The organism is Streptomyces sp. NPDC046862 (assembly GCF_040704615.1).
GTDB lineage: Bacteria > Actinomycetota > Actinomycetes > Streptomycetales > Streptomycetaceae > Streptomyces.
In genome coordinates, this window is sequence record NZ_JBEYXP010000035.1 from 102,577 (window position 1) to 121,863 (window position 19,287).

Annotated in this window: 17 protein-coding genes; 6 read left to right on the top strand and 11 right to left on the bottom strand. The window is 69.4% G+C overall.

Annotated features, from left to right (window positions below):
- Positions 1 to 61: 61 nt before the first annotated feature.
- The 6 genes from AB0959_RS32895 to AB0959_RS32920 form a co-directional block, all read right to left on the bottom strand.
- Positions 62 to 2,329: an arylsulfatase gene (locus AB0959_RS32895; protein WP_366830345.1), complete on the bottom strand. Its 2,268-nt coding sequence runs from the start codon at positions 2,327 to 2,329 to the stop codon at positions 62 to 64.
- Between the two features lie 169 nt (positions 2,330 to 2,498).
- Complete coding sequence (locus AB0959_RS32900) at positions 2,499 to 3,479, bottom strand: formylglycine-generating enzyme family protein (protein WP_366830346.1); 981 nt, start codon at positions 3,477 to 3,479, stop codon at positions 2,499 to 2,501.
- 73 nt (positions 3,480 to 3,552) lie between these two features.
- Positions 3,553 to 4,233, bottom strand: coding sequence for a GntR family transcriptional regulator (locus tag AB0959_RS32905; protein WP_366830347.1), 681 nt, complete (start codon positions 4,231 to 4,233; stop codon positions 3,553 to 3,555).
- Between the two features lie 33 nt (positions 4,234 to 4,266).
- Positions 4,267 to 4,449, bottom strand: a complete 183-nt coding sequence (locus AB0959_RS32910) for a flavin reductase family protein (RefSeq protein WP_366830348.1) — start codon at positions 4,447 to 4,449, stop codon at positions 4,267 to 4,269.
- Positions 4,430 to 4,858 carry an ester cyclase gene (locus tag AB0959_RS32915; protein WP_366830349.1) on the bottom strand — a complete coding sequence of 143 codons (429 nt, stop codon included), beginning with the start codon at positions 4,856 to 4,858 and terminating at the stop codon, positions 4,430 to 4,432. The genes AB0959_RS32910 and AB0959_RS32915 overlap by 20 nt, the downstream gene beginning before the upstream one ends.
- Positions 4,859 to 4,975: 117 nt before the next feature.
- Positions 4,976 to 6,664, bottom strand: coding sequence for a BCCT family transporter (locus AB0959_RS32920; protein ID WP_366830350.1), 1,689 nt, complete (start codon positions 6,662 to 6,664; stop codon positions 4,976 to 4,978).
- A 313-nt stretch (positions 6,665 to 6,977) separates the two neighbouring features.
- On the opposite strand from AB0959_RS32920, the gene AB0959_RS32925 reads away from it, so the two are divergent.
- Both AB0959_RS32925 and AB0959_RS32930 read left to right on the top strand, forming a co-directional pair.
- On the top strand, positions 6,978 to 7,220 hold the full coding sequence (locus AB0959_RS32925) for a hypothetical protein (protein WP_366830351.1): 243 nt from the start codon (positions 6,978 to 6,980) through the stop codon (positions 7,218 to 7,220).
- A 210-nt stretch (positions 7,221 to 7,430) separates the two neighbouring features.
- Positions 7,431 to 9,074 carry a serine/threonine-protein kinase gene (locus AB0959_RS32930; RefSeq protein WP_366830352.1) on the top strand — a complete coding sequence of 548 codons (1,644 nt, stop codon included), beginning with the start codon at positions 7,431 to 7,433 and terminating at the stop codon, positions 9,072 to 9,074.
- Positions 9,075 to 9,110: 36 nt separating this feature from the next.
- Here the strand turns inward: AB0959_RS32930 and AB0959_RS32935 are convergent, their stop codons facing one another.
- From AB0959_RS32935 to AB0959_RS32945, 3 genes are all read right to left on the bottom strand, one after another.
- Positions 9,111 to 9,311: a hypothetical protein gene (locus AB0959_RS32935; protein ID WP_366830353.1), complete on the bottom strand. Its 201-nt coding sequence runs from the start codon at positions 9,309 to 9,311 to the stop codon at positions 9,111 to 9,113.
- 118 nt (positions 9,312 to 9,429) lie between these two features.
- Positions 9,430 to 9,717, bottom strand: a complete 288-nt coding sequence (locus AB0959_RS32940) for a DUF1905 domain-containing protein (protein WP_366830354.1) — start codon at positions 9,715 to 9,717, stop codon at positions 9,430 to 9,432.
- Between the two features lie 44 nt (positions 9,718 to 9,761).
- Complete coding sequence (locus tag AB0959_RS32945; protein WP_366830355.1) at positions 9,762 to 11,843, bottom strand: helix-turn-helix domain-containing protein; 2,082 nt, start codon at positions 11,841 to 11,843, stop codon at positions 9,762 to 9,764.
- Between the two features lie 192 nt (positions 11,844 to 12,035).
- Here AB0959_RS32945 and AB0959_RS32950 point away from each other — a divergent pair, with 192 nt between their 5' ends.
- The 4 genes from AB0959_RS32950 (at position 12,036) to AB0959_RS32965 (ending at position 16,882) form a co-directional block, all read left to right on the top strand.
- Complete coding sequence (locus tag AB0959_RS32950) at positions 12,036 to 13,919, top strand: FAD-dependent monooxygenase (protein ID WP_366830356.1); 1,884 nt, start codon at positions 12,036 to 12,038, stop codon at positions 13,917 to 13,919.
- Positions 13,920 to 13,959: 40 nt separating this feature from the next.
- A complete protein-coding gene (locus tag AB0959_RS32955) occupies positions 13,960 to 14,832 on the top strand; it encodes an intradiol ring-cleavage dioxygenase (RefSeq protein WP_366830357.1) in 873 nt (290 codons plus the stop codon).
- Positions 14,832 to 15,896: a maleylacetate reductase gene (locus tag AB0959_RS32960; protein WP_366830358.1), complete on the top strand. Its 1,065-nt coding sequence runs from the start codon at positions 14,832 to 14,834 to the stop codon at positions 15,894 to 15,896. The genes AB0959_RS32955 and AB0959_RS32960 overlap by 1 nt, the downstream gene beginning before the upstream one ends.
- 74 nt (positions 15,897 to 15,970) lie before the next feature.
- On the top strand, positions 15,971 to 16,882 hold the full coding sequence (locus AB0959_RS32965) for a YceI family protein (RefSeq protein WP_366830359.1): 912 nt from the start codon (positions 15,971 to 15,973) through the stop codon (positions 16,880 to 16,882).
- 646 nt (positions 16,883 to 17,528) lie between these two features.
- On the opposite strand, the gene AB0959_RS32970 is transcribed toward AB0959_RS32965, so the two are convergent.
- Together AB0959_RS32970 and AB0959_RS32975 are read right to left on the bottom strand one after the other, a co-directional pair.
- Positions 17,529 to 18,167, bottom strand: coding sequence for a histidine phosphatase family protein (locus AB0959_RS32970; RefSeq protein ID WP_366830360.1), 639 nt, complete (start codon positions 18,165 to 18,167; stop codon positions 17,529 to 17,531).
- 62 nt (positions 18,168 to 18,229) lie between these two features.
- Positions 18,230 to 19,041 (bottom strand): IS5 family transposase gene (locus AB0959_RS32975; protein ID WP_366830361.1). Its coding sequence is split into 2 segments (ribosomal slippage): positions 18,230 to 18,721 and positions 18,724 to 19,041, totalling 810 coding nucleotides; the frame shifts between segments, so codons are not numbered across the junction.
- Positions 19,042 to 19,287: the final 246 nt, after the last annotated feature.

Sequence of the window (19,287 nt, forward strand, 5' to 3'; positions counted from 1 at the left end):
AAGGCGATCCCGTGCCGACCGCGGCAGACGGGACTGATGTGGGGTGGTGAGCATGGGCGAGTCAGTCGATTCGCTCGAAGGGTTCCGTGACGTCTTCGTCCGGCGCGACCCTGAAGACGACCTTCTCGAACCCTCCGGTGAACGGGAATTCGCCCTCATAGCTGGGGGAGGAGGGGGACAGGGTGTCCCGTCCGATGTCGAGACCCTGCCATCCCAGGAAGTGCGGGAGGACCCGCGGAACGGCCTCGCTGCCGACCGGCTTTCCCGACACGTACAGGTGCCCGATGCCCCGCATGTCACCTGTCTTGACGAATTCGAAGGTCAATTCCGCCGGGCCGGTGGGGAGTTCTTCCGCCGAGGCCACCGTGTACCGGGTGCCGAGGAAGTTGTACTCGTAGAACAGCCGGTTGTCCTTGATGTACAGGACGTATCCGCTGCTGATGTTGCCCAGGGAGACCAGGACACCCTCGTCCGAGGCGATGGCCCGGTCGACGAACGCGGTGATGCTGTGCCCGCGGTTCATCACCGGTGGCACCGCCGCTCCGGGCAGATGGGCCATGCCGGGGTAGTAGGTAAAGGTGGTGCGCATGCGTGGAGAGCCGGGGCGCGGAATCTTCGCCCGGTAGGCGAATCCCTGGTCGTCCAGCGGCAGGACATCGTATTTGCCTGCCTCCACCCAGAAGCGGGAGACCATCTTTTGCAGTTGCTCGGGTCGCGCCTCGGCCAGGTCGTTGCATTCCGAGAAGTCGCTGTCGTGGTGGTAGAGCTCCCACTGGTCCGCGTCGAAGGACGTTCCACGTTGGTGGTAGGCGACGGCCTTCCAGCCGTCGTGCCAGATCGCGCGGTGCCCGAACATCTCGAAGTACTGGGCTTCCTTGCGCGTCGGCGCGGTCGGGGAGCCGAAGGTGTAGGCCATGCTGACGCCGTGTATCGGCAGTTGAGGGATGCCGTTGTAGACCTCGGGGGCCCGCACACCGAGCACTTCGAAAAGGGTCGGCATGATGTCGTTGACATGGTGGAACTGCTGCCTGATCTCGCCCGTGCGCGGCAGCCCCCGGGGCCACTGCACGATGAGCGGGCAGCGGACGCCGCCTTCGTGGGTGTTCTGCTTGTAGCGCTTGAACGGCGTGTTGCCCGCCTGCGCCCAGCCCCAGGGGTAGTTGGCGTGAGCGCGTGTGGTGCCGATGTCGTCGATGCGGGCGACCATCTCCTCGAAGTCCTCGGGGACGCCGTTCTGGAACGCGGTCGGGTTGAGTGACCCCTTCTGCCCGCCTTCCTGGCTGGCCCCGTTGTCCGAGAGCAGGATGGTGATGGTGTTCTCCTTCTGGCCCATCCGCTCCAGGAACTCCATGAGCCGGCCGATCTGGTGGTCGGTGTGGTCGAGCATCGCCGCGTAGGCCTCCTGGAGCCGTACGGACAGCTTCTTCTCGTCGTCCGACAGCTCGTCGAAGGGAACGACCCCGGGGTTGCGAGGCGCCAGTTCGGTGCCGGGTGGCAGGACGCCCCGTTCGATCTGGCGGGCGTGCCGGGTGTCGCGCTCGGCGTCCCAGCCGTGGTCGAAGCGGCCCCGGTACTTCTCCAGGTACTCCTGGGGAGCCTGGTGCGGGGCGTGCGCCGCGCCGAACGCCAGATACAGGAAGAAGGGCTTGTCCGGAGTGACCGACGTCTGGTCCCGGACGAAGTCGATCGCCCGGTCGACCAGGTCCTCACTGAGGTGATAGCCCTCCTCCGGGCTCTTCGGCGGGTCGACGGCGTGGTTGTCGTAGAAGAGTTCCGGATAGAAGCTGTCCGTCTCGGCTTCCAGGAAGCCGTAGTAGCGCTCGAAGCCGCGGGACAGCGGCCACTGGGTGTACGGCCCGGACGCGGTGGTCTGCTCCATCGGCGCCAGGTGCCACTTGCCCACGGCCATGGTGTTGAAGCCGCTGTCGCGCAGCACCTCGGGCAGCGTCGCGGCGGCCGTGGTGATCCGTCCGCGACCGCTGGGGAAGCCGGTGTCGAAGTTGGACAGCATGCGCATACCGACGGAGTGGTGGTTCCGTCCGGTCAGCAGGGAGGCACGGGTCGGCGAACACAGCGTGGTGGTGTGGAAGTTCGCGTAGCGAAGGCCGCCGTCGGCGAGGGCGTCCATGGCCGGGGTGTCGATGTCCGAGCCGAAGCAGCCGAGATCCGAGAAGCCGACGTCATCGAGCACGATCACCACGACATTGGGCGTGTCCTCGGGAAGCGCCTGCTCATCGGGCCACCACGGAGTCGACTCCTCGTAGGTCGTGCCGATCCTGCCTTGGAAAGTACCGCTCGCGGACGGCCCGTGCGGAGAGGCGGTGGTCATCCAGGACGCTCCTGAGAAGGGAGGTGCAAAGGGAGGTGCAAAGGGAGGTACAGAGGGAGGTGCAGAGGGAGATTCAAGTTAACTGGTCAAACCAGTAGCCTAGGTGTGGTTTTGCCCGCTCCCGTTGCCGTGTAAACCGCAGCCGCCGCACGCCTGCCCGGGCGGTCCGTCAGCGTGACGGAGGCAGGTCCGCCGCGCAGCGGAACCCCATGTGCCCGGTGCTGCTGTCGGGTGTGTTGGACGTGCGCGCGGCGACGCGGTAGCGGTTGCAGTACGACGCGTGGCACAGATAGGAGCCGCCGCGGATCACCCTCGCCTCCCCGGTGGGTGGACCGGCCGGATCGTGGCGGGTCTCCGGGCGGTCGGCCGCGTGCCAGGTGGTGCTCCACCAGTCGGAGCACCACTCCCACACGTTGCCCGATGTGTTGTACAGGCCGAGGTTGTTGGGCCGGTAGCTCTTGACCGGCGCCGTTCCCAGATACCCGTCCTCGCCGGTGTTGACCCGCGGGAACTCCCCCTGCCAGATGTTGCAGCGGTGCTGCCCCCGGGGCAGGAGCTCATCGCCCCACGGGAAGCGGGAGCGCACCAGACCGCCACGCGCCGCCCTCTCCCACTCCGCCTCCGTGGGCAGACGCTTGCCCGCCCAGGCCGCGTAGGCGGACGCGTCGCGCCAGGAGACGTGGACGACGGGGTGGTTCGACAGGTCGGTCCATGACGACCCCGGCCCGTAGGGGGCCTGCCAGCACGCCCCGTCCACCGCGAGCCACCACGGCGCCTGCGCCACCCTGCCGTCACGCACCACATGCCGGGCCTCGGGATGGACGAGCGCGTAGAACACGAAGGACCAGCCGTAGCGCTCGGCGTCGGTCCGGTAACCACTGCTGCGCACGAACGTCGCGAACTGCCTGTTGGTGACGGTGGTCGCGTCGATGAGGAAGGGCGACAACCGCACTTCGCGGACCGGGCCTTCGGCGTCCTCGGCAAACGCGTCGGCGTCGTCACCTCCCATCAGGAACGTCCCGCCGGGGATGCGCAGCATGGCGCGCAGGCCCTGCACCCGGTCCCGTTCCGGGGCCTGGAGCCGCACGGTGGCCGGCTCGGGGACCTCCCGGTCGCCCCCTGACGTGGGCGCGCAACATGCCTCTGACATCGTTCCTCCGACCGCGGCCGCTGTTCCTCGCCGGCTGACCACACCGTACGCGGCCCGGACGGCACCGAAGTCGTCAGCCGCCGCCCATGGCGCTGAGGCCCGCCATGAGTGCCAGCCGGCTCGCGCGGACGTGGTCGCGCATCACCCGCTCCGCGCTGTCACCGTCCTTGGCGATGATCAGTTCGAGGACGTTGTGGTGTTCGCGGTCGGACAGCAGGGCACGGCCGGGCTGGCTGAGCGAGGTGGTCACCAGCCGGGAGTACGCCAGCTGGTTCATGAGGATGCGGTAGTGCGCTTCCAGCTTGGCGTTGTCGGCACCGGTGATCAGCAGTTCGTGGAACTCCTCGACGAGTTCGGCGTAGCGCTCCTTGTCGTCGGCCGCGACGGCCGCGTCGGCCTCGACGAGGTTCTGCTCCAGGCGGTCGAGCTCGGGTACCCGCCCCCGCCGAGCCAGCAGCCTCGCGGCCGCGCCTTCGAGCAGTTCCTTCATCTCGAACAACTCGGTGATCTCGCGGCGCGAGGGCGCGGTGACGAAAGTCCCCACGCGAGGCCGGATCTCGACCAGCCCCTCGGTCTGCAACTGCTTGAGTGCCTCACGCACGGGGGTGCGGCTGACGCCGAAGGACTCGGCCAGTGCGATCTCCGACAGGCTGCCCCCCGCCGGGAGTTCACCGCTGATGATGCGGCGGCGCATCTCAGCGATCACGCGACCCTGCATACTCCCGTTGTCGGCCGCCTGCTTCGCCTTACTCATCTGGCCTTCCCTCGATCGGCTCGGTGCGTGGGATCAACGTAGAGCGGTGAGCGCACCGCCGTCGAAGAAACCCCCGGAGCTGTAGATCATCGGTGTCCGGTCGCCGACGTCCGCGTCCACGACGCGGCAGACGAAGATGGTGTGCGTGCCGGCCTGAAGCCGCTCACGGAAGCCTCCTCCGTACTCGTGGGGTTCGTCATCGGTCCTCCCCGACACTGATGATGCCGAGCGCGGTGAGGAGCGCACGAGGGTCCCACGTGACGTACTCCTCGACCACCATGCCGCCCTCGAAGCGGGCGAAGGTGGCGCCGCCCACCTCGACGCTGCGGTTGGTGGGCGGCACACCGAGGAAGGAACCCTCGTGCCGGCCGGTGCTGTGCCGGCGCACCGCCAGGCGGTCGCCCTCCGTCACGATCTCGTCGATGGTCGTGACGAGATCGGGAAACGCCGATCGTGCCGCGAGGATGGAGGCCTTGAACTCGCGCAGGGACTGGCCCTGTTCGCCCGGCGAACTGCGTCGGCGGTACTCCGGGCTGAGCAGGCCGTCGAGAGCGTCGACCTCGCCACGGTCCCAGGCCGCTGCCCAGGTCTCGATGACCCGCGTGGTGCGGACGTCGTCGGACATGTCGTCTCCTCCTGTGAGTGAGGGCTGCGGCCCGGCGGACCGTGCGTTGGCCGGCGTCAGTGGGGCCAGTGGGGCCAGTGGGGCCAGTGGGGTCAGTGGGGCCGGTGGGGCAGCGGGTCAGTGGGTGGAGGCGCGTCCGGCGGGGATCGCCTCCTCACCTTTCGCGGTGTCCGGCTCCAGGGCGAACTCGCTTTGTGCCAGAGCAAGTTCCGCCGCCCGGCGGTCGCCGGCCAGTTCCTTCCAGAAGGAGACGGCCAGGCCGGCGATGATCACGAGGAACGGTGCCGAGGTGACGATCACCGTGTTCTGCAGGGCGTTCAGGCCACCGGCGAGCAGCAGGGCGATCGCGGTGACACCGGTCAGTACGCCCCACAGGACGAGGACCCAGCGCCGGGGATCGAGCGAACCGTCCGAGGTCATCATGCTGAGCACGTAGGTGTTCGCGTCCGCGCCCGAGACGAAGAACATCACGACCAGCACGATGGCGATCGCCGATGTCACGGTCGCGAGCGGGAAGTGGTCGAGGGTGGCGAAGAAGGCGCTGTTGATGTCCGCCGCCGTCTGCTTGGCGATCGTGCCCTTGTCGAACATGTCGACGTGGATGGCGGTGCCGCCGAACACGGTGAACCAGGTGAAGAACACGATGGTGGGGACGACGAGTACGCCCATGATGAAGCCGCGAATGGTGCGGCCGCGCGAGATACGGGCCAGGAAGACCCCGACGAAGGCCCCCCAGGACACCCACCAGGCCATCATGAAGTAGGTCCACCACTGCATCCACTGGAGGCCGCCGAAGGCGGTGCCCTGCAGGCTCATCCGGAAGAAGTCGGAGGCCCAGGTGCCCACGGACTCGATGTACAGGTTGGCCAGGAAGACCGTCGGACCGACCACCAGGACGAAGGCGAAGAGCGCGATGCCCAGGATCGTGCTGCCCTGGCTGAGGAGCTTGATCCCCTTGCTGACGCCGGTCACGGCCGACAGCGTGAAGACGGCGGTGACGAGGGCGATGATCAGGACCTGGCTGACGGAGTTGACGGGAACTCCGAACAGGGAACCGAGACCGTTGTTGACCTGCAGGGCGCCGAGGCCCAGCGACGTCGTGGTGCCGAAGAGCGTCGCGAACACCGCGAGGACGTCGATGGCCTTGCCCAGGGGGCCGTTCACCCGCTCGCCGAGCAGAGGGTGGAAGAGCTGGCTGACCAGCGCGCGACGGCCCTTGCGGAAGGTCGAGTAGGCGATACCGAGGCCGAACACCGCGAAGATCGCCCACGCGTGCAGTCCCCAGTCGAAGTAGGAGTACTGCATCGCCCGGATCGCGGCCTCGGGCGTCCCCGGCTTGGCCAGACCATGGGGCGGTGAGGCGAAGTGCGAGATGGGCTCGGCGACGCCGTACGAGACGAGGCCGATGCCCATGACCGCGCTGAGGATCATCGCGAACCAGGACGGTGTGGAGAACTCGGGGCGGTCGTGGTCCTTGCCCAGCCGCATGCTGCCGGCCGGGCTGAACGCGAGGAAGACCAGGAAGATCAGCAGGCCCAGCGTCACCACGAGATAGGCCCAGCCGAACGACTTGGTGACCCAGTTCAACGAGCTGTTCGTCACCTTGGTGAGGCTGTCGGTGAAGAGCATCGCCCAGACGACGAAGAGGGCGGAGACACCGACCGAGGTCCAGAAGACCGAGCCCAGCCGGCCCTTCCCCGGATCAGGCGTGGAAGGGGCGTCAGCGGGTGTGGTGTCCAGGACCGGCAATGCGGATGCCGTTCTCGGCTCGGGGGTGTCGGGTTGCTCTGTGGTGTGACCGGACATGGGTCGCTCCTTGTGCACTGTGGCAACAGTCAAGCCAAGGTTGCTTGCATGCCAGGGGACGTTAGGTATGCCACAGGTTGCTGTCAAGGAGTCGCGTAGCGCTGATTTGCTATCGCTCGATACGGGTGCTTTGTGCCTATGTATTAGTGAGCAGGTAGGCGTTGATGCACCAGCAAAAGGCGAGGAGTGGGACAGGTTGACCTCCTGATCGACTCTCGCCTACCTTCACTTGCATGCCACAGGGCGCTACTGAGTCGCCAGGCATGCCACGTTTCGGCCCGGTTCGCTCGTCCGTACTGGAAGGAACACGCAGATGCGCTTCTCGATCCTTCATGGCACGGGTGCCCCGGGCCGTCTCGCCGACTACCACCAACTCATGAACGAAGCCAGGGAGTTCGCCGTCGCCGCCGACCGCGCGGGCTTCTGGTCCATCTGGTACACGGAGCACCACTCCGTCATCGTGACCGGCCCGGACGTCGGGCACCTGCGCGGCGCCGGCCTGGACCACACGATGTCGAGCACGGCATCGAGACGATCAAGGAGTACACCCGCCTGAAGTCGGTCCGGATCAACACCGGCGACGAACCCCAGGGCGACCCCTTCGTGCTGCGTTCCTGAACCAGGGGCGGTGAGTCGGCGCTGGGCGCCGACGGCGGGCGTTGTCATCGGATGGGTTGACCGTTCACGTGAACGTACTGCTCGCCCCCGGCGTCGAGCAGCTCACCCGGTCACCTAAGCTCCTCGCCATGAACGAGGGGGAGAGCGCATGAACGACGGGGAGAGCGGCAGACGCGTCGTCGACGGGCGCTTCGAGCTGGTGGCCAGGCTGGGTGGCGGCGGCATGGGCACGGTGTGGCGCGCCCGCGATCTGCTGCTGCACCGCCACGTGGCCGTCAAGGAGGTACGGCCGGCGGACCCGGACCTCGCCGAGTACGACCCCGGCACGGCGCGGATGCTGCGCGAGCGGGTGCTGCGCGAGGCCCGGGCACTCGCCAGGGTCGAGCACCCGAACGTCGTGACGATCCATCACATCGTCGACGGCGGCGAGGGAACGTACCCGTGGATCGTCATGGAACTGGTCGACGGCGGTTCGCTCGCCGACCGGCTGACCCGGGGACCGATGGGCCCCGCCGAGGCCGCCCGCATCGGCCGAGGCGTGCTGGACGCCCTGCGCGCCGCCCACTCCGCAGGCGTTGAGCACCGGGATGTGAAGCCCGCCAACGTCCTGCTCCGCACCGATGGCCGCCCCGTGCTCACGGACTTCGGTATCGCGGCGATCCGTGAGGCCACCGCCCTGACCGCCACCGGGTCGATCATCGGCACCGCCGACTACATGGCCCCCGAGCGCGTCTCCGGCGACCCCGGCGGACCCGCGGCCGACCTGTGGTCGCTGGCGATGATGCTGTACGTGGCCGTCGAGGGCCGGCATCCGCTGCGCCGCGGAACGACGCTGGCCACGCTGGCCGCCGTACTCCACGAGGACGTACCGCCGCCCGTGCGCGCCGGATCCCTGACTCCGGTCCTGGGGCGCCTGCTGGTACGGGATCCCGCGGCGCGGCCGGACGCGGAGACCGTCGACCGGATGCTGGCCGCCGCGGCGGAGACAGCGGCGGAGACGGGCGCGCATCCCACGACGACGTCCTACCGGCTGGCACCGCCCCAGGACGCCGTGCCGGTCCCGCAACCGCCGACGCCCGCCGTCCCGCAACCGCCGACGCCCGCCGTCCCTCTGCCGGCGGCGCGCGGGCAGCGACACCCACGCCGTGTCGCGATCGTCTCCGTCGCGGCCGGTGCGGTGCTGGCGGGCGGACTGGTCTGGGTGGGCCTGCCCGGCGGCGACGGCGGTGACGCGAAGGCGTCCACCGGAACGGGCCTGGGGACACAGCAGGAGACCCCCAGTCCCAAGGGTTCGACGGCCACACCTTCGACCGCCACCCCTTCGACAACCGCGACCAGCAACCTGCTCACGCCCAAGAACATCCGGATCGTGATCGCGGCCTTCGAGAAGGCGTCGGGAAGCGACCGCTTCGGTGGCTTCCTGATCTATCCGGACCACGCCTCCGCCGACATGATGGTGGACGGCAGCCAGACCCGGTACGTCAGCTACGTCTACCGTCCTGGCGCCGGGGCGGAGGAGGGCATCATCAAAGGCACTCTTTCCGACAGCAACACACCGGTGAGCGTGAAGAACTTCCGGTGGGACGCCGTGCCCGCCCTGTTCGCCAGGGCGGACAAGGAACTGAAGGTCGAGGACCCGACGGCCCGCTGGCTGTCGATGCGGCAACCGGACAAGGTCTTCGACACACCTGTCGGCATGAGTGTCTATCTCAGCAACGACTTCAGCGAGAGCGGCTACTTGGAGGCCGACACCCAGGGCAAGGTGGAGAAGGTCATGCCGGCCGGGCAGTGAGGTGCGGGGCCGCGTGCGGCGGCCCTGCGCGCCCGGTCAGCGCCTGATGTACACGGTGATCTGGACGGCGCCGCCCATGACTCCGGCGGCGCTGATCGCGACGGCGGCCTCCTCGTTCCCGGTGAGGGCGAGCGCGAGCACTGTGGCGAGGGTCGCCAGGGTGGTCACGACCGTCGGCCACGGGTAGAGGCGATCGGAGGACTCGGTACCCGCTGAGGCTCGGTCAAGGTACGTCACGGCTTCTGCCCCCTTATGACGGAAGCTCATGTGATGTGGATCACGTCATCAGTATGCCTGATACACGCACAGAAGCGGAGTTGGAAGGACCTCTCGCCGTACGTGTCGCAATAGCAGCTCAGATACGGATCGTCATCTCCACCGTCACGTCGTCACCCGCCGAGAGTCCCTGCGGCTTGCGTACCGCGGCCTTGAGCGGCAGCAGGTAGGCGCCGTCCTTGGGGAAGAGCGAGGTCGCGAAGGCGACTTCGCCGATCCGGGCTTCGACCGGGATCACGCCCCAGCCGTACGTGGCCATCGAGGCCACCTCGCGGATGTCGGCGGATTCCATGTCCGGTACGGGGACGAAGTAGTACGGGGCCGGTCCGCGCCATTCGGTCACCGTGCCGGTGAAGGTGAGCTCCATGAGTTCAGTCTCGTGGCCGGAGGCCCCCAGCCCCCACCCGGGGTTCAGTTCCGGTAGCCCCGCAGCTTCCGGTACAGCGTCGCGCGGGCGATGCCCAGGGCCGCGGCGGCGCGTGCCTTGTTGCCGCCGTGGCGACGGAGGGCCTCCAGGATGGCGGTGCGCTCGGCGTGCTCCATCGGACTGAGTTGCCGGGCCGCGGGCCCCTCCCGCACGGGGTCCGGCAGTTCGGTGCGGCGGACGGGGCCCGTCGCGCGCCGGGTCTCGGCCAATGTCCGTACGAGGTGGGCGAGTTCGGTGACGTTACCGGGCCACGGATACTGTTCCAGCGCCCGCAGCGCGTCCAGTGTCCAGGTGAGCGGTGGCTGTCCCGGCGCGGGCCTGGGAGGTAGGGCGGGGAGCAACTCCCTTATGTCCTCGGGTCGTTCACGTAGGGCGGGGAGCGTGACCGAGCGGGCGGCCAGCGTGTCCAGGAGCCGTTGGAGACACGGACCCGGAGGCGCTCCGGGGGTGTAGGTGACCAGCAGGGGTGCGCCCGGATGCGTGTCGAGCAGGGAGTTGACGGCCGCCACGTCGGACTGCGCGAGACGCTCGGCGTGGCGGATGAGGAGTGGGCGACCGTCGGCCAACCCTCCGATCCCGGCGCGGATCTCGCCTTCCGCGGCGTCGACGATCAACGGCCTCGCGGCCAACTCCCGTGCGAGCGAGGTCTTCCCGGTGCCTCGCTCACCGACGAGCAGCAGGGGCTCCGGAGTCAGGGCCAACTCCGTCGCGCGGCCGACGGCGTGCCGCCAGGGCACCGACCGCCCGGCGAGCGCCACGGCGGTTCGCCCGGCCGAGGCCACGGGCGCGTGAACCGCCGGCTCCAGCACGGCGACCGCGCCGATGACGGAGCCCAGGTGCCGGACGGGCGTGACGGTCGCGGAACAGTCCGCACCCTCAGGAAGACCGACGCGGAAGGAGAGCGCGGGCGCCGAGCGGGCCGCCGAGCGGGCAGCCGCTTCGGGTACGGCGCCGGCGCCGAGTGCCGTACGTTTCGTGGCCCCGAGGGCTTCGGCGGGGCTTGGCGCTGCTTGCGTCCTCGCCCCGAGTGCTTCGGCAGAGCCTCGTGCTGCTTGCGTCCTCGTCCCGAGGGCTTCGGCCGGGCTTGCTGCCGCGTGCGTCCTCGTCCCGAGAGCTTCGGCAGGGCTCGCTTCAGAGCCCCATCCTGTTCCCGGGCCCGCGGTCGGACCCGTTCCCGAGTCGTCCTCGAACCCCGGTCGCGCCCCCCAGCCCCCGTCCCGCACCAACGCGACCGTGCTCCGCTCCAGCGCGTCCAGCCCTTCCGGTGACAGCAGCTGCCCCGCGGCCTCGCTGACTAGGCGGTTGCGTCCGTCGAGGGCCACGACCGCGTGCCCGTGCTGCCGTACCGCCCGGAGATACGCGTCCAGCAGCACACGTTCCGCCGCCCGCGACCGGGCGAGGAGTTCCGCCTCGACGGCGCTCGCCGCGGCCTCGGCGAGCGGGGCACCCGGATGGGGAACACAGTCGGCACGGAGCTCCGAGGCCACCGTCACCGTGCCCAGCGTCCGCCCGGTCTCCGGTGCCAGCACCGGCACGCTGACCGCGGAGACGTCCTGCCACAGGTCGAGGAAGTGTTCGGGGCCGTGCACCTCGGCGCGACGGCGGGTGTGGAGCGCGAGGGCCGCGCTGTTGTGGCCGACAGCCTGCTCGGAGAGGTCACGGCAGCGCGGGTCGTCCGGAGCGCATCCCGCGGCCCACAGCACCCTCAGCCGCTCGTCGGTGAGCACGAGCGCCCCCTGCCCGGTACCGAGGGCAGGGGCGATCCGTTCGAGCACGGGCCGGGCCGCGGTGAGGAGGGTGCACTCAGCCGGTCGTACGGAAGGCCGCGGCGCCTCCGGAGCCGAGTGAGAGTCGGTCACGTCGTGCCGTACGCCGAAGAACCGGGCCCGCTTCCACGCGGCGGCGACCTCCTCCGGCACGTCGTCCGGCAGCTCGTGTCCCGTCAGGAACAGCTCGCGAGCCCTGCGCAGGGAAGCGAGGGCAGGGCGGACGGAGGGGTGCTCTGTGGTGGTCACAACGCCACTCACCGTACCGGGCGCGGTTGAACCAGCAACAATCGCCCGCATCTCCCCGTGCCGTGCCCCACACACACGGTCTTGAACAGCAGCGCCCGCCGTCCCGTACTCAGTACCGGCATCAGCGCTCCACCAGCCCACGCGCCGTCTCCAACTGTCTCTAATTGAGACACCCACGCTCCCGAACACCGCTCCATGATCTTGAACGTTCGGCGCCTGTTCTCATTCCCTGGAGCGTTTCCCGTGCACACCGTCGAGCCCGATGTCGAGACCGACGTACTGATCGTCGGCAGCGGACCCGCGGGCGCCTCCGCCGCGCTCGCCCTGAGCACCTACGGCGTACCGAACATCGTCGTCACCCGCTACGCGAGCCTCGCCGACACGCCTCGGGCCCACATCACCAACCAGCGGACCATGGAGGTGCTGCGCGACCTCGGGGTCGAGGACGAGGTCGTCGCCAAGGCCACGCCGCAGCAGCTGATGGGCAACACGACGTTCTGCACCAGCCTGGCCGGCGAGGAGCTCGGACGGGTCCGCTCCTGGGGCAACGACCCGCTCGTCCAGGCCGCCCACGAGCTCGCCAGCCCCACCCGCATGTGCGACATGCCCCAGCACCTCATGGAGCCCGTGCTCGTCGACGCGGCGGTGGCGCGCGGCACGAACCTGCGCTTCAGCACGGTCTACAAGTCCTTCGTCCAGGACGCCGACGGTGTGACGGTCACCGTCGAGGACCGGCTGCGCGGCGACGAGTACACCATCCGCGCCAAGTACCTCATCGGCGCCGACGGAGGGCGCTCGCAGGTCGCCGAGGACGCCGGGCTGCCGATGGGTGGCCAGATGGGGGTCGCCGGCAGCGTCAACATCGTCTTCGACGCGGACCTGACGAAGTACACCGCCCACCGGCCGTCCACCCTGTACTGGGTACTCGCCCCCGGCGCCACCGTCGGCGGCATCGGCGCCGGTCTCGTCCGCTGCGTACGGCCCTGGAACGAGTGGCTGATCGTCTGGGGCTACGACGTCACCGCGGGCGCCCCCGACCTGACCACCGAGTACGCCGAGTCCGTCGTCCGCAAGCTGGTCGGCGACGACGAGATCCCGGTGACCATCAAGTCGTCCTCGGCCTGGACCGTCAACGAGATGTACGCGGAGACGTACTCCAGCGGCCGGGTCTTCTGCGCCGGCGACGCCGTGCACCGCCACCCGCCGTCCAACGGCCTCGGCTCCAACACCTCCATCCAGGACTCCTACAACCTGGCCTGGAAGCTCAAACTCGTCCTCGACGGCACGGCGTCCCCGAAGCTGCTCGACTCCTACACCGCCGAGCGTGCCCCGATCGGCCGGCAGATCGTCACCCGCGCCAACAAGTCCATCGGCGAGACCGCCCCGATCTTCGAGGCGCTCGACGGGCTCTCCCCGCAGACCCCCGAGCAACTGTGGGCCAACATCGCCGCCCGCAAGGAGGACACCGAGGCGGCCGAGAAGCAGCGGGCGAGGCTGCGTGAGGCGATCGCGTTCAAGGTGTACGAGTTCAACGCGCACGGCGTCGACCTCAACCAGCGGTACCCCGCCCAAGGCTCCGCCGCGATCGTGTCCGACGGCACCGACGGCACCGACGGCACCGACGGCACCGGCGGCACCGGCGGCACCGGCGGCACCGGCGGCACCGGCGGCACCGGCGGCACCGACGGCACCGACGGCACCGGCGGCACCGGCGGCACCGGCGAACCCGGTTTCGACCGCGACGCCGAGCTGTACCACCAGCCCACCTCCCGCCCGGGCGCCAAGCTCCCGCACGCCTGGATCACCTCGGGCAGGCGCACCCTGTCGACGCTCGACACCGTCGGAGGGGGCCGCTTCACCCTGATCACCGGCATCGGCGGCGCGGGCTGGGTGCGGGCCGCCGACGCCCAGGACCTGGAGATCGCCACCGTCGTCATCGGTCCGGGCCAGGAGTACGAGGACCCGTACGGCGACTGGGCCCGGCTGAGCGAGGTCGCCGACGGGGGAGCCCTGCTCGTTCGGCCGGACGGGTACGTCGCCTTCCGGCACGCCACGGCCGCCGCGTCCACCGAGGACGCCGAGATGTTGCTGTCCGGGGCGGTGCGACGGATCCTCGGACATGCCTGACGGGAACAGGCGCGAAGAGCCGCTGGACCAGGGGAGCCGTATGAGCACCGCATTCACCAGCCACATCACCGAGGCGGTCGTCGACAGCCTTGAGGGCACCGCCGACCCCCGGGTCCGCGAGGTGCTCGGCGCCCTCGTCCGCCACCTCCACGCATTCGTCCGTGAGACCGAGCCGACCATGGAGGAGTGGGAGCGGGCCATCGGCTTCCTGACGGCGACCGGGCAGACCTGCACGGACACACGGCAGGAGTTCATCCTCCTGTCGGACGTGCTCGGTGTCTCCATGCTCGTCGAGACCCTCAACGCCGACCGCGCCGGGAGCGAGGCGACCGAGTCGACGGTGCTGGGCCCCTTCCACATGACCGAGTCGCCGGTCCGCGAGCTCGGCGCGGACATCGACCTGGTCGGCGGCGGTGAACCGTGCGTGGTCAGCGGCCGGGTACGGTCCGCGGACGGCATCCCGCTGCCGGGCGCCGTCCTCGACGTCTGGCAGGCGAACCCCGAGGGCTACTACGACGTCCAGCAGCCCGGCGTCCAGCCGCCCGGCAACGGCCGCGGGCTGTTCACGGCGGACGCCGAGGGCCGCTTCTGGTTCCGTACGTGCGTGCCGAGCCCGTACCCGATCCCCACCGACGGCCCCGTGGGCGATCTGCTCCGCGCGACCGGACGGCACCCCTACCGCCCCGCCCACATCCACTTCATCGCCTCGGCCGAAAGGCACGCGCCGGTCACCACGCACATCTTCGTGGCCGGCGGCGACTACCTCGACTCGGACGCGGTGTTCGCGGTCAAGAAGAGCCTCGTCCAGGACTTCGCCGAGACCGACGACCCGTCCCTGGCACGGGAGTTCGGGGTTCCGAACCCGTTCCGGCAGGCACGCTTCGACCTCGTCCTGGGCGAGGTGCGGTCCTGATGGAGTTCGTCCACGAGGCCCGGCCGATGCGGGTCGTCTTCCGGGCCGGAGCCTCGGCGAGCGCGGTGCCGGACGAGGCGGACCGGCTCGGCCTGCGCCGGCTGCTGGTCGTGTGCGGTCCGCGTGGCGGGACCACCGCGCGGGCGGTCGCGGACTCCCTCGGTGACGCCTGCGCCGGGCTGCACGCCGAGGCGCGTATGCATGTGCCCGTGGAGGTCGCCGACCGGGCCGTGGAGGTGGCGCGGGCCGCGGGTGCCGACGGCTGTGTGGCGGTCGGCGGCGGCTCCGCGATCGGCCTCGGCAAGGCGATCGCCCTGCGCACCGGTCTGCCGCTGATCGCCGTTCCGTCGACGTACTCCGGCTCCGAGATGACCCCGGTGTGGGGCCTGACCGAAGGGGGCGTCAAGCGCACGGGCCGTGATCCGTCGGTGCTGCCGCGCAGTGTGGTCTACGACCCCGAGCTCACCCTGTCGATGCCGGTGGCCCTGTCCGTGACCAGCGGCATCAACGCGGTGGCGCACGCCGCCGAGGCGCTGTACGCGCCGGACGCCTCACCGCTGGTGTCGCTGATGGCGGAGGAGGGCGCACGGGCGATGACCCACGCCCTCCCCGGGCTGGCGGCCGACCACGAGGACCGGGACGCGCGCGGGCGGGCCCTCTACGGGGCCTGGCTGTGCGGTGCCACGCTCGGCGCCACCACCATGGGGCTGCACCACAAGCTGTGCCATGTCCTCGGCGGCACGTTCGACCTGCCCCACGCCGAGACGCACACCGTGGTCCTGCCGTACGCCCTCGCCCACAACGCGCCCGCCGCCCCCGAGGCCATGGCCGCCCTGGCCCGCGCGCTGGGCACCGAGGACCCCGCGCTCGCCCTGTGGAACCTCTCCGCCCGTCTCGGCGCACCCCGTTCGCTCGCCGAACTCGGCCTGACCGAGCCCGACCTGGCGGTGGCGGCGGGGCAGGTGGCGGGCCAGGCGTACCCGAACCCCCGCAAGGTCACCGTGGATGGTGTGCTGGACTTACTGCGGGCGGCGTACGAGGGCCGGGCGCCGCGGTCGTCGTGACCGCTTCGGCCGCGGCCGCTGCCTGAGCCACCCCCCTCCTGTGACCACGTGTTGAAAACTGAAAGGTGAACTTCATGGCCCTCGGACTGCTCCGGCGGCGACTCAAGGGTGCCTCCTCAGGCGCAGGAGGCCGCGCGCTTCCGGTCCCGGCCGGCGCGGGTGTCGTCGTCCGCGAGGTCCTCGACCCCGTGAACCAGCCCATGAGCGGCGCCGAAGTGACGGTGACGGAACTGCGCAGCCACCGGGTCGCGGCACGCGGCACCACGGACCCGTACGGCTTCTTCACTGCCGTACTACCGCCGGGCAACTACAGCGTGCTCATCGTGGCGGAGGGCCTGGAACCGCATCGCGAGACCGTCGACGTCGTCGCGGACACGGGCCCTGCCCCGCAGCGCGTGTGGCTCCAGACGGCCCGTCAGCTCGAACTCCCGGTCCCCGGCACCTGGCTCTTCGACCCGCCGCACACGGCGATCCGCTTCATCGCCAAGCACGTCGGCATGGCCCATGTGCACGGCCGTTTCGAACGGTTCGAGGGCGGTATCCAGGTCATGCAGGACGTGTCCGAGTCCCGCGTCCATGTGCGCATCGACGCCTCCAGCATCACCACGGGCAACAACACCCGTGACACGCACCTGCGTTCGGAGGACTTCCTCGACGTCGAGCGCTTCCCGTACATCGACTTCCACAGCACCCGCTTCTCCTACCGGGGCGGCAGCAAGTGGACGCTGCAGGGCACCTTGACCATGCACGGCGTCAGCCGGTCCGTGGGGCTGGACACGACGTACCTGGGCATGGTCAACGGCGGCTACGGCGAGGAACTTCGCTGCGCGGCCCTGGCCAAGGCGGAACTGCACCGCGAGGACTACACCTTGAACTGGCGCACGATGCTGGCGCGCGGCATCGCGGTGGTCGGCCCGACGGTCCAACTGGAGCTCGACGTCCAGGCGATGTACCGCACCCACGACACGCCGACGCCACCGGAGTAGGGGTCTGAACTGCGACTATCCAGCGAAAGCGGAAGATGCGACCCGGTCGGGTCGCATCTTCGCTGTCTGCACTGGAGTGGCCTCCAAAGTGCGGCGCACACGCGGAAACCTTTGGCACGAAGTTCGCCAACTGCCGCCCTTTCGCTGTGGGATGCGCCTCCTTGTGCGCCGGGATGATGCCCGCACGCACGAGAGCGGACTTCCCATACCGCTCGTTCCACGAGTCACGGCGCAACGGCCCGCCTGCGGAGCCGTCACGACAAGCTCGTGCGTCTGCGGCGCCCGCTCCTCGGCCTGCTTGCGCATTCTCCGGCAGATCCGGATTGCCCCACGGCAGAATCACCTTCCCCGTGGGGAACACCTCCAGATGCGCGGCGAGGCGCCCGGCCAGATGCCGGGGCAGCGGAGCGTCCCGGGTCTTCTCACCCTTGGGTAGCGCGTACACGAGCTTGTTGTGGACCTTCTTCAGCTGGCGCCGTACTTGCAGGACCCGGCGTCCGACAGGTCGATCGCCTCCCACTGGCGCAGGCCGCGCCGACACCTAGATCGATGAGGATGCGAAACCGTGGATCCATGTGTCACCTGCGTAGAGCTCGTCACAGGATCTTGCTGATCGGTCCCGGTCGGATGTGGCCGAGGTGCGGATTCAGCGTTGCGCGGCATCGAGATGGCGAGTGTCACCAAGACTGACCACTTGGCGGTTATGGAAGAAGTCGTCCTCGCGCAACGTGGTGATGCTGCCGGAGGGGCCCCGGAAACTGGCGTAGTCGGCCGACTCGATCGGCATCTTGATCCAGGACGCCAGGACGAAGGTCAGCGAGCCGCCGTGCGTCACGATGATCTGGTGTTCGCAGGGACGCTGCAGGATCTCGTCCATGGCTGCATAGATGCGATGTACCCACTGCGCCTTCGTCTCGGCGCCCTCCACGCCCTCGTCGTGGTCCATCCGCTCCCCGACAGCCGGCGGTGGGATGAAGCGCCGGTCCAGCCACTCCTGCGGCCTCCCGCCTGCTTCACCGTAGGACTTCTCCCGCAGCCGGCGATCAAGGGTCGGCTTCACGTCGAATCGTGCGCCTACCGCCTCGGCGGTTTGACGTGTGCGCTGCAGGTCCGAGGAGAACAGCTCTACCTTGGCGCCGTCCGGGATCTGAGCCCGAAGCGCCTGAGCGATGGAGGCCGCCGCACGAACCCCGGAAGGCGTCAGGTGCGAGTCGTGCCATCCGCCGACGACTCCCTCGACGTGGTGCGTTGCCTCTGGGTGGGTGACGACGTAGAGAGTGCGCACAAGAGCCTGCCCTTCGGTTGACGGCGTCCCTGAACACGGCCCGCTACCTTAGCCGGATGCGATCACGACCATGCCTTCTTGAGCCGCCGCCAGCAGATCAGACTGCAGGCCGGCGAGACGAAGGCGTCGTGGAGTTCGAGGAGTCGTTCCCACCGGACGGCCAGGCGTTTGAACTGGTGGAGCAGGGCGAAGGTCTGCTCGACGACGTAGCGGAGCTTGCCCAGGCCCGTGATATTCGGGGCGCCTTTGCGGGAGATCACCGGCAAGATCCGGCGGCGCCGCAGCTCATGATGCCGGACTGCCTTCGAGTCATACGCCTTGTCGCCCAGGAGGGATGCGGGGCGCCGTTGCGGCCGTTCGGGTCGTCCGGCGACAGGCAGGATGCCGTCGACGAGTTTCAGGGTCTGGGTGATGTCGTTGATGTTGGCGGCGGTCGTGATGACGTGGAGCGGGGTGCCCTTGCCGTCGCAGATCAGGTGGTGTTTGCTGCCCGTCTTCCGTCGGTCGACCGGTGACGGACCGGTCGCGGCACCCCCTTTTTCGCGCGGACGTGGGAGCCGTCCACGCAGGCGCGACTCCAGTCGAGTTCGCCAGCCGCGTTCAGCTCGGCGAGCAGGAGGCGATGCAGCTGCTCGAAGACTCCGGCCCTCTGCCAACGGACCAGGCGCCGCCAGCAGGTTCGCCCGGAGCCTAATCCCAGCTCCAGGGGCAGGAGTTGCCAGGCAATGTCTTGGTGCAGGACGTACAGGATGCCTTGCAGGCACAGCCGATCTGGCACTGGCTTCGGCCCCGGTGACCGCTCGGGCCAGGACGGGAGCAGCGGCTCGATCTGTGCCCACAAGCCGTCGTCCACGATCCACGGCCGAGTCGTCACACGACGCGAACGGCCGGATCATCACGTCGGTCACGCCCGACCAGGGAACTTCAGCAAGATCCTGTTACGAGCTCTTAGAGAGCATCTGATCAGTGTTCACGCCGATGCGAGTGGGATGTCCGTTTCGATTCGCCACGTTGGTGCGGATTCTCCGGTCAGCTCGCGGGACATTTTGTTAGCCATCGCCCAGTGGATCATCGCCCGGGATCTCTGCGGGAGGGCTTCGTAGTCCCGCGCCAGGCGACG

What these genes read in the sequence shown, in the direction of transcription:
- AB0959_RS32895 (WP_366830345.1), bottom strand. Translation starts at nt 2,329, where the DNA reads ATGACCACCGCCTCTCCGCACGGGCCGTCCGCGAGCGGTACTTTCCAA.
- AB0959_RS32900 (WP_366830346.1), bottom strand. Translation starts at nt 3,479, where the DNA reads ATGTCAGAGGCATGTTGCGCGCCCACGTCAGGGGGCGACCGGGAGGTC.
- AB0959_RS32905 (WP_366830347.1), bottom strand. Translation starts at nt 4,233, where the DNA reads ATGAGTAAGGCGAAGCAGGCGGCCGACAACGGGAGTATGCAGGGTCGC.
- AB0959_RS32915 (WP_366830349.1), bottom strand. Translation starts at nt 4,858, where the DNA reads ATGTCCGACGACGTCCGCACCACGCGGGTCATCGAGACCTGGGCAGCG.
- AB0959_RS32920 (WP_366830350.1), bottom strand. Translation starts at nt 6,664, where the DNA reads ATGTCCGGTCACACCACAGAGCAACCCGACACCCCCGAGCCGAGAACG.
- AB0959_RS32925 (WP_366830351.1), top strand. Translation starts at nt 6,978, where the DNA reads ATGCGCTTCTCGATCCTTCATGGCACGGGTGCCCCGGGCCGTCTCGCC.
- AB0959_RS32930 (WP_366830352.1), top strand. Translation starts at nt 7,431, where the DNA reads ATGAACGACGGGGAGAGCGGCAGACGCGTCGTCGACGGGCGCTTCGAG.
- AB0959_RS32940 (WP_366830354.1), bottom strand. Translation starts at nt 9,717, where the DNA reads ATGGAGCTCACCTTCACCGGCACGGTGACCGAATGGCGCGGACCGGCC.
- AB0959_RS32945 (WP_366830355.1), bottom strand. Translation starts at nt 11,843, where the DNA reads ATGCGGGCGATTGTTGCTGGTTCAACCGCGCCCGGTACGGTGAGTGGC.
- AB0959_RS32955 (WP_366830357.1), top strand. Translation starts at nt 13,960, where the DNA reads ATGAGCACCGCATTCACCAGCCACATCACCGAGGCGGTCGTCGACAGC.
- AB0959_RS32960 (WP_366830358.1), top strand. Translation starts at nt 14,832, where the DNA reads ATGGAGTTCGTCCACGAGGCCCGGCCGATGCGGGTCGTCTTCCGGGCC.
- AB0959_RS32965 (WP_366830359.1), top strand. Translation starts at nt 15,971, where the DNA reads ATGGCCCTCGGACTGCTCCGGCGGCGACTCAAGGGTGCCTCCTCAGGC.